This window comes from Aeromonas sp. QDB39 (assembly GCF_027707585.1).
Lineage (GTDB): Bacteria > Pseudomonadota > Gammaproteobacteria > Enterobacterales > Aeromonadaceae > Aeromonas > Aeromonas hydrophila.
In genome coordinates this window covers 76,554-85,950 of the sequence record NZ_JAPCIV010000023.1, presented here as the reverse complement: position 1 = coordinate 85,950, position 9,397 = coordinate 76,554, and the positions used below count along the sequence as shown (strand labels likewise).

The 9,397-nt window shown below is 58.7% G+C and carries 12 protein-coding genes and 1 pseudogene; 7 read left to right on the top strand and 6 right to left on the bottom strand.

Features of this window, described 5'->3' with window-relative positions; all coding sequences use genetic code 11:
• Positions 1-72: 72 nt before the first annotated feature.
• Positions 73-288: pseudogene (locus tag PG899_RS14900) on the bottom strand (helix-turn-helix domain-containing protein); the annotation flags it as partial.
• A gap of 120 nt (positions 289-408) precedes the next feature.
• On the opposite strand from PG899_RS14900, the gene PG899_RS14895 reads away from it, so the two are divergent.
• The 3 genes from PG899_RS14895 to PG899_RS14885 all read left to right on the top strand — a co-directional run bounded on the left by PG899_RS14895 (position 409) and on the right by PG899_RS14885 (position 1,452).
• The gene (locus tag PG899_RS14895; RefSeq protein WP_130631666.1) at positions 409-594 is read left to right on the top strand and encodes a hypothetical protein; all 186 of its coding nucleotides are present in this window, start codon (positions 409-411) and stop codon (positions 592-594) included.
• A gap of 58 nt (positions 595-652) precedes the next feature.
• Complete coding sequence (gene hupA / locus PG899_RS14890; RefSeq protein WP_005305063.1) at positions 653-925, top strand: nucleoid-associated protein HU-alpha; 273 nt, start codon at positions 653-655, stop codon at positions 923-925.
• Between the two features lie 101 nt (positions 926-1,026).
• Complete coding sequence (locus PG899_RS14885; RefSeq protein ID WP_010636148.1) at positions 1,027-1,452, top strand: hypothetical protein; 426 nt, start codon at positions 1,027-1,029, stop codon at positions 1,450-1,452.
• Positions 1,453-1,527: 75 nt separating this feature from the next.
• Here PG899_RS14885 and PG899_RS14880 read toward each other — a convergent pair whose 3' ends face one another.
• Complete coding sequence (locus tag PG899_RS14880) at positions 1,528-1,677, bottom strand: hypothetical protein (protein ID WP_011707400.1); 150 nt, start codon at positions 1,675-1,677, stop codon at positions 1,528-1,530.
• A 2-nt stretch (positions 1,678-1,679) separates the two neighbouring features.
• Positions 1,680-2,666 (bottom strand): tRNA dihydrouridine(20/20a) synthase DusA, encoded by a 987-nt coding sequence (gene dusA / locus PG899_RS14875; RefSeq protein ID WP_270697458.1) that lies wholly within the window; start codon positions 2,664-2,666, stop codon positions 1,680-1,682.
• Between the two features lie 138 nt (positions 2,667-2,804).
• On the opposite strand from dusA, the gene zur reads away from it, so the two are divergent.
• From zur to PG899_RS14860, 3 genes are read left to right on the top strand one after another with little or no spacing between them, the layout of a single operon-like run.
• The gene (zur, locus tag PG899_RS14870) at positions 2,805-3,263 is read left to right on the top strand and encodes a zinc uptake transcriptional repressor Zur (protein WP_075384504.1); all 459 of its coding nucleotides are present in this window, start codon (positions 2,805-2,807) and stop codon (positions 3,261-3,263) included.
• On the top strand, positions 3,253-3,714 hold the full coding sequence (locus PG899_RS14865; protein ID WP_016351979.1) for a chemotaxis protein CheX: 462 nt from the start codon (positions 3,253-3,255) through the stop codon (positions 3,712-3,714). The genes zur and PG899_RS14865 overlap by 11 nt, the downstream gene beginning before the upstream one ends.
• 4 nt (positions 3,715-3,718) lie before the next feature.
• A complete protein-coding gene (locus PG899_RS14860; protein ID WP_179101286.1) occupies positions 3,719-3,949 on the top strand; it encodes a hypothetical protein in 231 nt (76 codons plus the stop codon).
• A gap of 70 nt (positions 3,950-4,019) precedes the next feature.
• Here PG899_RS14860 and brnQ (PG899_RS14855) read toward each other — a convergent pair whose 3' ends face one another.
• The 3 genes from brnQ (PG899_RS14855) to PG899_RS14845 form a co-directional block, all read right to left on the bottom strand.
• Positions 4,020-5,297, bottom strand: a complete 1,278-nt coding sequence (gene brnQ / locus PG899_RS14855; protein ID WP_232105266.1) for a branched-chain amino acid transport system II carrier protein — start codon at positions 5,295-5,297, stop codon at positions 4,020-4,022.
• 393 nt (positions 5,298-5,690) lie between these two features.
• Entirely contained in the window at positions 5,691-6,998 is a 1,308-nt protein-coding gene (gene brnQ, locus PG899_RS14850) for a branched-chain amino acid transport system II carrier protein (RefSeq protein WP_011707394.1), read from the bottom strand.
• Positions 6,999-7,189: 191 nt separating this feature from the next.
• Entirely contained in the window at positions 7,190-7,900 is a 711-nt protein-coding gene (locus tag PG899_RS14845) for a tRNA1(Val) (adenine(37)-N6)-methyltransferase (RefSeq protein WP_077095142.1), read from the bottom strand.
• A gap of 128 nt (positions 7,901-8,028) precedes the next feature.
• Between PG899_RS14845 and srmB the strand changes: the two genes are divergently transcribed.
• On the top strand, positions 8,029-9,252 hold the full coding sequence (gene srmB, locus PG899_RS14840) for an ATP-dependent RNA helicase SrmB (RefSeq protein ID WP_016351974.1): 1,224 nt from the start codon (positions 8,029-8,031) through the stop codon (positions 9,250-9,252).
• Positions 9,253-9,397: the final 145 nt, after the last annotated feature.

Here is a 9,397-nt window from a genome sequence, read left to right as displayed (position 1 = left end):
TCGGCTCAAACATGAAGAAATGAAATGACTGAGTCAGCCGAGAAGAATTTCCCCGCTTATTCGCACCTTCCCTAGCGCATCTATGCCTTCATCTCGATACCACCGAAGCCAACGACCGATGGTCGAGCGCGCAGCGCCGGTAAGGTGATGAACATCGGTGATCGTGCGTCCTTCATGTAACAGCAAGATGGCCATCAAGCGACGAGCATGTCCTTTATCACGGGTGGCATGGATGATTTTGTGAATGCGGCGCCGTTGTGGTCGTGGCAGAGGTGGTAGGATAGGCATCAACTCAGTCCTTTGGGTGTGGCTTGTTTTGTTTAGCGACTAATCAGATCGCACAAACTGGACTGAGTTCCCTTCCTCCGGTGATCTACTATTCGGAACAGCTATTTAGGGAAAATCCAGTTGACCGTCAATAGGGGCATGGGGATATTGTTACACCGGGTGGCGTTTTGGTTACAAGGCACCATCATTTGCTCTCCTCTTCCCGTCAATTACGATCACGAAGGGGCGAGATATGTGACTATTTCCGCAGATCTTGATGAAAACCCCAGCATTCAAGCCAATCCGGCTGATAAAGCCTTTGCCTGAGTGTTTTTTTTTGAATAGAGTGGCCCGGTGCTAAATGCCCGATCATAAAGGAAATGTTATGAACAAAGCTCAACTTGTCGATGCAATTGCAGCCAAAGCAGATCTGAGCAAAGCTCAGGCCAAAGTCGCTCTGGAAGAGATCATCAATGGTATTACCCAGAGCCTGAAAGAAGGTGATGCTGTGCAGTTGGTGGGTTTTGGCACCTTCAAGGTGAACCATCGTGCTGGCCGTACCGGTCGCAATCCGCAAACTGGTAAAGAGATCCAGATTGCAGCCGCGAATGTGCCGTCCTTTGTGGCAGGCAAGGCGCTCAAAGACGCCGTCAAGTAATCCCCAAAAACCCGGCGCCAGCCGGGTTTTTTATTGCCATCGTCAGCGGAAATTGTTTCAGATACACTCAAGATATGGCGTGCGCCGTAGTGAGGTGGATGATGGAACAGAAAAATGCCATTCGGCAGGTTGCCGTACCTTGGGCTCCGTCCCGCCAACTCCCCCCGGGCCTGGTTGTGGCCGAACTTCATCAGGATATCTGGAGCGACTCCCTTACCATCATGCTGGGCAGGGCTCGCAGCATCGATCTGCCGCCGCAGATCCTCTGTCGGGTCTATTTTCGGCATATCTTTGCGGTGCGAGTGATGGAGGATTGCGATCTGGCGGAGGGCAAGGATAGCCATGCCATCGAGGAGCAGATCCAGCTCATCACCCCGTCCCGATTTGCCAGCTGGTTCCATCAGGAGTCGGATGGTCTGCACCTGGACGAAGATCTGCAGCACTACCGCATCTCGACCTGGGATTATTGCGCCGATGTGCTGACGTCCAGAGCGCCCGAGCTGCAGTTCGTGGACAAAGGCGATTAGCGAGGCTGAAGAGACAATAAAAAACCGGCAACACAGGGTGTTGCCGGTTTTTTTATTGGTCGACGTGGGGCTAACTCAGCCGAGCAACTGATCCCGATGCAGCCCCAGCACGATGAGCAAGCCGAGGAAGTAAAAGGCGCTGAGTTTGATGCCCAGAATGGCAAGCAGGCCGGCGCAGAGCCGGACGATGGCCTTGTGCAGCCAGGAGCCGGTGAAACGGTACATGGTTACTCCGCCGCCTCCGTGGTGGCGAATTCCGGCACCTTGGCCATGGTATCCAGCACCACCTGGATATCCGCTCCCGGCTTGCAGGCGTTTTCACTCAGGTGACGGCGCCAGGCGCGAGCTCCCTGCATGTTCTGGAACAGCCCCAGCATGTGGCGGGTCATGTGGGAGAGATAGTTACCCTTGGCCAGCTCCTGCTCGATATAGGGCAGCATCATCCGCACCACCTCGTGGCGGCTCGGCACGGCATTGTTCTGGCCGAACACCAGGTTATCCACCTGCGCCAGAATGTAGGGATTCTGATAGGCTTCGCGCCCCATCATGACACCATCCAGGTGCTGCAGGTGCTCGAGAGTCTGCTCCATGGAGGTGACGCCGCCGTTGATGGCGATGGTCAGCTCCGGGTAATCCTGCTTGACCCGATAGACACGGGGATAATCGAGCGGCGGGATCTCGCGGTTTTCCTTGGGGCTCAGGCCGCTCAGCCACGCCTTGCGGGCATGGACGATGAAGGTGTCGCAACCGGCGTCACGAACCTGTTCGATGAAGGCCTGCAGAAATTCGTAGGAGTCCTGATCGTCGATGCCGATGCGGGTCTTCACCGTTACCGGTATGCCTACCACATCGCGCATCGCCTTGACGCAGTCAGCCACCAGGGCGGGCTCACCCATCAGGCAGGCACCAAAGCGACCATTCTGCACTCGATCGGAGGGACAGCCGACGTTGATGTTCACCTCGTCATAGCCGCGCTCCTCGGCCAGCTTGGCACAGCGCGCCAGATCGGCCGGATTGCTACCACCCAGCTGCAGGGAGATGGGGTGCTCCTGCTCGCTGTAACCCAGATAATCTCCCTTGCCGTGGATGATGGCACCGGTGGTCACCATTTCGGTATAAAGCAAGGTCTGGCGAGTCATCAGACGATGGAAATAACGGCAATGCCGATCGGTCCAGTCCAGCATGGGGGCGATGGAAAAACGCTGCGCCTGCATAAAAATCATCCGGGTTGGCTAAACAAAGGGGGCGGATTTTACCACAACGTGAGGCAGCCCCAGAAAATGAATTTTGTCGCCGCGCCATGCGAGGCCCTGTGATAGTATCCGGCTAATAAAAAGGGTAATTGCGTGATCATGAATCAAGACCAACTTTTACAACGAGCCGAACGACTCTGCGAACAACGCGGGATCCGCTTCACCCCTACCCGACGTCAGGTATTCAGGCTGCTGGCTGCCCACGGCAATGCCATCAGCGCCTATGATCTGTTGGCCCAGTTGCAGCAGACCGAGGCCCATGCCAAGCCGCCGACCGTTTATCGGGCATTGGATTTTCTGCTCGAACAGGGCTTTGCCCACAAGGTGGAGTCGCTCAACGCCTTCATTTTCTGCTGTCACTTCGATCATGCCCACCCGATGCAACTGCTCATCTGCGATCGGTGTGGCGAGGTGGTCGAGTTGCATGACGCGGCGATCGATGGCGCGTTTTCCGAGCAAGCCCACTTGCATGGCTTTACTATTACCAATAAGACAATAGAGGCACATGGCCAATGTGCTCGCTGTACGCCCACCGTAGGAAGTCAACATGAAGGCTGATTTTGTAAACCCGTTCCTGCTCTCCCTGCTCAATGTGCTCTCCACCATGGCACAGCTCGAGCTCAAGCCGGGCAAACCCAAACGCAAGATGGACGAGCTGGCGCGCGGCGATGTCTCTGGCCTCATCGGCATGGTCGGCCCGCAGACCCGTGGCTCGCTCTCCATCAGCTTCGAGAAGGGGCTGGCGCTGGAGATCATGCGCCGGATGCTGGGCGAGGCTCCGGCCACCATCAATGAAGAAGTGACCGACATGGTGGGCGAGATCACCAACATGGTGACTGGCGGCGCCAAGCGCATGCTGGGGGAGAAGGGGTATGAGTTCGACATGGCGACCCCCATCATCGTCTCCGGCCCCAATCACACCATCACCCATCGCGCCGACGGCACCAAGATCATGATGCCATTCGAATCAGATTACGGTCGTGCCACCATCGAGATCTGTTTCGAGTAACCCTATGTGGAAAGCGCTGAAATGGTTCTTCATCGGTTGGGCCCTGCTGCTCATCCTGTCTGATCTCCAGATCACCACCTCGCTCTACAAGTACGAAGACAACCGGGTGGTGGTGAACTTTCCGCGCTGGCAGGCAGACCAGCCCTGGGGCACCTTTGAGTGGCATGCCGGGCAGGTTGAGGCCCATTGGTATGGCCTGGCAGGCAGACCCAAGCAGGTAGACCCGCTGCTGTAGCAGCCAGGATGACGGATGCAATGCAAGAGGCCAGCTGATGCTGGCCTCTTGTCGTTGGTCGCCCGGTTGATCAGGCCGCTTCGGCGGCCAGATCTTCGCGGGGGCGCAGCAGCATGCCGAAGCCGCAGGTCAGCAGGGTGGGCAGCAGCCAGGCCAGCCCCTTGTCGAACAGCGGCAGGAAGGCGAACGCATCCATCTGCATGCCGGCCGCGCCCAGCCCGTCCAGACAGCCGAACAGAAACGCCACCAGCAGCACGGCACGAAACGCCAGCTGTGGCCGGCCAAAATAGCCCTGTACAAAGGTCACCAGCACCAGTGCGATGGCGACCGGGTAGATGGCGACCAGCACCGGGATGGAGAGGCTGATGAGCTGGCTCAGCCCGACGTTGGCCACCAGGATGGAGACGCATCCCATCAGCAGTACCCACTTGCGGTATGTCCAGCCGGCCAGACCGTGGAAGTAGTCGGCGCTGGCGCAGAGCAGGCCGACCGCGCTGGTGAAGCAGGCCAGGGTGATGATGGCGGCCAGGATCAACTGGCCGTAGTGGCCGAACAGGCTCAGAACATAGGCGTTGACGATGGCGCCGCCATTGTCGACGTTGGTCACCACGCCCGCTGCACTGTTGCCCAGGTAGAACAGGGAGATGTAGACCGCTGAGAGGCCAACCGCCGAGATGAGGCCCGCGATGGTCAGGTACTTGAACTGGCTCGGGTAGCCCTCGATGCCCCTGCGTTGCAGCAGACCGATGATGAGAGCACCGAACATCAGCGAGCCGAGGGTATCCATGGTGTTGTACCCCTCCAGCATCCCCTTGATGAGCGGCGTATCCGTATAGTCGCCGCTGGCCTCTGGCAGGGTGCCTTGCGGGTCAACCAAGACTCCGACCGCCAGGATCAGCAACATCACCATCAAGACAGGTGTCATGTACTTGCCCACCGCATCGAGCAGCCTGCCCCGATCCAGCGATACCAGGATCACCAGCGCGAAGAAGAGCAGGCTGTAGAGCAGCAGCCCGTGTTGGCCAGCTTCACCGAGCCAGGGCTTGAGCCCCATTTCATAAGCCACCAGCCCGGTGCGGGGGGTGGCAAAGGCCGGCCCCATGATGATGTAGATGGCGATGGCCAGCGCCGTGGCTGCCCACGTCGGCAGATAGCGGGTCATTGCCGTCCAGCCGCTGCTGCCTTGTCCGGCGCTGCCTCTGGCAACGGCGACCAGCGTCAGCAGAGGGAGGCCCACCGCTGTCAGCAGAAAGCCGACCATGGCTGGCATCAAATGTTCACCGGCCATAAAGCCGGCGAGCGGTGGAAAAATGATGTTGCCTGCCCCCAGATAGAAAGCAAACGTCATAAAACCCAGTCCGAATACGTCGGACAACTTCAGTGATTTCGTCAAACCTGACCTCATCTGCCTTATCAGCTTGTTCTTGTTGATTGCACCCACTGCCTGGCAGATAACCGGATAACAATGCTTCCCTCTCCTCCACGATGAGCACATCGGCGAAGGAGTTCTCTTCTGAGCATAAAGAAGAGAAATTTGATCTCAATCACACATTAATATCTTGAAACAATTTAATTGGCCAGAATAAATCACCGATTAGCCAGCGGTTGGCAGCAGTGAAAGAGGTCGGCATGGCGGCAGGGGGCTGGCCGCAGGAAAGGGGTAACGGGTGGTAAAAGGCTGTGGACAGACAAACAAAAGAGCCTGCGCAAGGCAGGCTCTTTAATACGGACGGGAGTGAAATCAGGCGGCTTCGGCGGCCAGTTTCTCGCCGGAGCGTACCGCCATGCCGAGGCCACAGGCCAGCAGCGTCGGCAGCAGCCAGGCCAGGCCCTTGTCGAACAGCGGCAGGAAGGCAAACGCATCCATCTTCATGCCGGCGGCGCCCAGGCCGTCCAGGCAGCCGAACAGGAAGGCGACCATCAGCACGGCGCGGAACACCAGGCGCGGACGACCGAAGTAACCCTTCAGGAAGGTGACCAGCACCAGTGCCACGGCAACCGGGTAGATGGCGACCAGCACCGGGATGGAGAGGCTGATGAGCTGGCTCAGGCCCACGTTGGCGACCACGGCGCAGATGACCCCCAGCAACACCACCAGCTTCTTGTAGCTCATGCCGGTGAGGTTGTGGAAGAAGTCGGAGCAGGCGGAGATCAGGCCCACGGCGGTGGTGAAACAGGCCAGGGTGATGATGGCGGCCAGGATGAACTGACCCGGCTGACCGAACAGGCTCAACACGTAGGCGTTGACGATGGCGCCGCCGTTGCTGATGTCGGTGGCGACGCCGGCTGCGGTGTTGCCCAGCTGGAACAGGGAGACGTAGACCACGGACAGACCGATGGCGGAGATGATGCCGGCAATGGCCAGGTACTTGAACTGGCTCTGGTAGTCATGAATGCCTTTCTGGCGCAGCAGGTCGACGATCAGGGCACCGAACATCAGGGACGCCAGGGTGTCCATGGTGTTGTAGCCTTCCAGGATCCCTTTCACGAAGGGGCCGTTCTGATAGTCACCGGAAGAGGCCGGCATATCACCTTGCGGGGCGACGAACACACCGATGGCGAGGGTCAGCAGCAACAGCATCAGCACCGGGGTCAGGTATTTGCCGATGGCATCCATCAGCTTGCCCTGATTCATGGAGACCAGGATGGCCACGCCGAAGAACAGCACTGTGTAGGCAGCCAGACCGGCCTGACCCATGTCACCGATGAAGGGTTTGAGGCCCATTTCGTAGGCCACCAGCCCGGTACGGGGGGCGGCGAAGGCCGGACCGATGATGATGTAGATGGCGACGGCCAGTGCGGTGGCGACGCCGGCCGGCAGCAGCTTGGTCATGCCGGCCCAGCCGTTGCCTGCCTTGGCGACGGCGATGATGGTGATGAGGGGCAGACCGACGGCAGTGACCAGGAAACCCAGCATGGCGAGAGAGAGGTGCTCACCTGCCATGTAACCAGCCAGCGGCGGGAAGATGATGTTGCCGGCGCCCAGATAGAAGGCGAAGGTCATGAAGCCCAATCCGAGCACGTCGGACAATGTGAGTGATTTCGTCAAGTTCAACCTCGTCTGTCTTGTAAACTATTGCTTGTTATAGTTTTTTATTGGTCAGTGACCGATATTGTTCAGGGGTAAAAAAAAGGAGCCCCGCTTGTTTTTTCATCGCAACCAGTGGTTTGAGCTGGTCTTGAGCGGGCGCTCGTTTAGGAGTCAGCATAATGGCGTGAAAAAATAGTTCAAGACGAAATTTACATCTTCAAATAGAAGGGGCTGGTTAGTTGGATGTATCTGTCGGAATAGGTTCCATCAGCAGAATGGATCACAATTTCACCCTGCTCACACTTGTTTAATCCTCTGCCAAGTCGCAATAAAACACGATTTGCCTCTTTTCCAGCTCTGGTGATAACAGCTGTATAACAAACGGCGTGCAGATCATAATCCGCCGAGATGCATAAAATTTCATCGGCCATGGCCGTTGGCACGACCAGCGCAACCTCGCCGTTGGGGGCCAATAGTCGGTCACAGGCGGCCAGCAGATCCCGGCTGTCGAGGCCGCCGGTATGACGTGCCAGTGCCCTGGCCGGATCGCGAAATGACTGGCCCGCCACGAAGTAGGGCGGGTTGGAGACGATGAGATCGTAAGGGGCGGCCTGATAGGTTTGAATGGCACTCTCGATGACGGTGACCCGTTCATGCCAGGGGGAGGCTGCCGCATTCTCGCGAGCCTGCCGGGCTGCATTGCTATCCAGCTCTACCGCATCGATGCGACAGTCGGCAGGGCTGCGCTGGGCCAGCATCAGGGCGATGAGGCCGCTGCCGCTGCCAATGTCGAGCACCCGGCGGGCGTTGGTGACAGGTGCCCAGGCGCCGAGCAGGATGCCATCGGTGCCGACTTTCATGGCGCAGCGATCGTGCGCGACGTGAAATTGCTTGAAGGTAAAACCGCTGTTTCGTCCCATCCGACTCCCGTCCTGTGCCAGCGCCGCAGAAAATGGTCGGCGATTATAGCGACTAAGCCACAGTCGCCATAGGAGCCGACGACATAATCGCCTATAATCTGCCGTTTCCTTAATGACCGAGTATTGCCATGAGCCAGTCCTTTGATGATTTCGACCTGAATCCAGCCCTCAACCGGGCCTTGGCCGAGATGGGTTTCACCCGCCCCACCACCATTCAGCAGATGGTGCTGGAGCCAGCCCTGGACGGCCGCGATATTCTGGCATCCGCTCCGACCGGTACCGGCAAGACCGCCGCCTTCCTGCTGCCTGCTCTGCAGCACCTGCTGGACTTCCCGCGCCGCAAGCCGGGCCCGTGCCGGATGCTGGTGCTGACCCCGACCCGCGAGCTGGCGCTGCAGGTTACCGCCCACGCCAAGGCGCTGGCGGCTCACACCAACCTCAGCATCGAGACCATCATCGGCGGTGTCAGCCATGAAGAGCAATTGCCGGCCCTGACCAAAACCACCGACATTGTGGTGGCCACCCCGGGCCGTCTGCTCGAGTACATCGAGAAAGAGGAGTTCGAGAGCCACGACATCGAGGTACTGGTGCTGGACGAAGCGGACCGCATGCTGGACATGGGCTTCATCAAGGATGTGAACCGCATCGTGGAAGAGGCGCGCTACCGCAAGCACACCATGCTCTTCTCCGCCACCCTGGAAGGGGCTGGGCTTGAGAAATTCGCCAACGATATCCTGAAGGAGCCGGTGGAGCTGCACGCCGAGCCGCCCCGCAGCGAACGTCGCCCCATCACCCAGTGGGTGCACCTGGCCGACGATGCTGCTCACAAGCTGGCCCTGCTGGTGCATATTCTGAAAGATCCCGAGACCCAGAAGGCCATCATCTTCGTCAAGACCCGTGAGCGGCTGGCGGAGCTGTCCGGTCAGCTGCAGGCGGCTGGCGTCTCCTGCGCCTGGATCCGCGGCGAGATGGAGCAGAGCAAGCGCATCGAGTCGATCCGCAAGTTCCATGAAGGGGAAGTGCCCTTCCTCATCGCCACCGATGTGGCCGCCCGCGGCATCGACCTGCCCAACGTCAGCCATGTCATCAACTACGACATGCCCTACGGCGCCGATGTCTACGTCCACCGGATCGGCCGCACCGGCCGTGCCGGCAACCGCGGTTGCGCCATCAGCCTGGTGGAAGCTCACGACATGGCGATGGTCGCCAAGATCGAGCGCTACACCGAAGAGCGTCTCAAGCGTCGGGTGATCGACGAACTGCGCCCCAAACATAAAGAGGCACGGGTACCGGTGAAGAAGAAAAAGCCGAAGGACGACAAGAAGAAGTCGGCCAAGAAGAAAAAGAAGTAAGCCTGCCCGCCACAACGGCCATCCCCGGATGGCCGTTGTGCTATCTGCTGCTCACTCGACGGGGGCCAGAAAAGAAAAAAGCCGACGTATAAACGTCGGCCAATAAAAAGTGCTTACAACAGAGGATTCACCTATTCAGACTTGG